General features: G+C 68.3%; 2 protein-coding genes. Both read left to right on the forward strand.

Annotated features, from left to right (window positions below; all coding sequences use genetic code 11):
* A partial coding sequence (locus SK224_RS16700; protein ID WP_320435767.1) for a hypothetical protein occupies positions 1–744 on the forward strand: 744 nt, incomplete at its 5' end.
* Positions 745–754: 10 nt separating this feature from the next.
* Positions 755–975: hypothetical protein (locus tag SK224_RS16705; protein ID WP_320435768.1), on the forward strand; the 221-nt coding region annotated here is incomplete at its 3' end.

Raw genomic sequence — 975 nt, forward strand, 5'->3', positions numbered from 1 at the left:
AAGATCGAGTCCGCTGCGACTGCCTCGCCCAGCAGTGTCCGGGTCACTGGCACTGCCGCTGCCGCCGTCATGGGCATGGTGCGTGCGCGTGACGGCGGCGGTGGGCTCAAGGGATACGCCTGGGGCTACAAGGACATCTCCGGCATTAACGGTGGCTCGTCCGGCACCACGCCGCTGGTGAACACGCTGGGCAAGCTGCTTGGCGACTGCTCCACCACACCGAAGACGCTCACCGTCACGATCGACGGTGGCGCTCCGGTGGACGTCGTGTTCAACACGGACCTCACGGCCGCGTCGAACGCGTCGATCCTGTCGACCATCAACGCGGCGCTCGGCTCCGCAGCGACAGCATCGGAGTACGCGGTCGACCAGGGGGAGGCGTACCCGCGATCGGATCACGAAGCGATCCTGCTGAACGACGGCCCGACCGGCATCGGCCGGTGGAACGCGGTGAAGTGGGGTGGCAACCGCCGCAGCGCTCGCCTCGTCACCACAGCAGACGCTGCCTCCGCGTTCATGGGTGTCGCGCTCGAGCCGATCCCGCCCGGGTCGTACGGGCGTGTCCTGCTCCGTGGGAAGCTGTTCGCCGCATCCGGTGTCGAAGGGCAGATCCCCGGCGTGACCGCGCTCTCCCCTGGTGACGCGGTCAGCCTGTCTGGCTCGGTCGACGGGCAGTTCGTCGTCGGATCGAGCAAGCAGGTCGGCGTCGCATCCGACACCAACATATTTGCCTTCAACGCCTGAGGAGTGCGCCATGGCTGAAACCACCTTCGAGTTCATCGACGGCGTCACCCCCGACGCCTCACTGCCCGTCCTCGCACCATCGGCCGGCGTCCCCGGCTACGCGGCACGCTGGATCGCTGCGGACATCGACGGCGCTGACGGCACCGCGGTCACGTCGTGGCGAGACATCGTCAACGGGCGCCTGCTGAACGTGCTCACCGGCTCCCCGACGCTGCGCGTCGCATCCGGCGA

Origin of the sequence: Microbacterium sp. BG28, assembly GCF_034044005.1 — a bacterium.
In the GTDB taxonomy this organism is placed as follows: domain Bacteria; phylum Actinomycetota; class Actinomycetes; order Actinomycetales; family Microbacteriaceae; genus Microbacterium.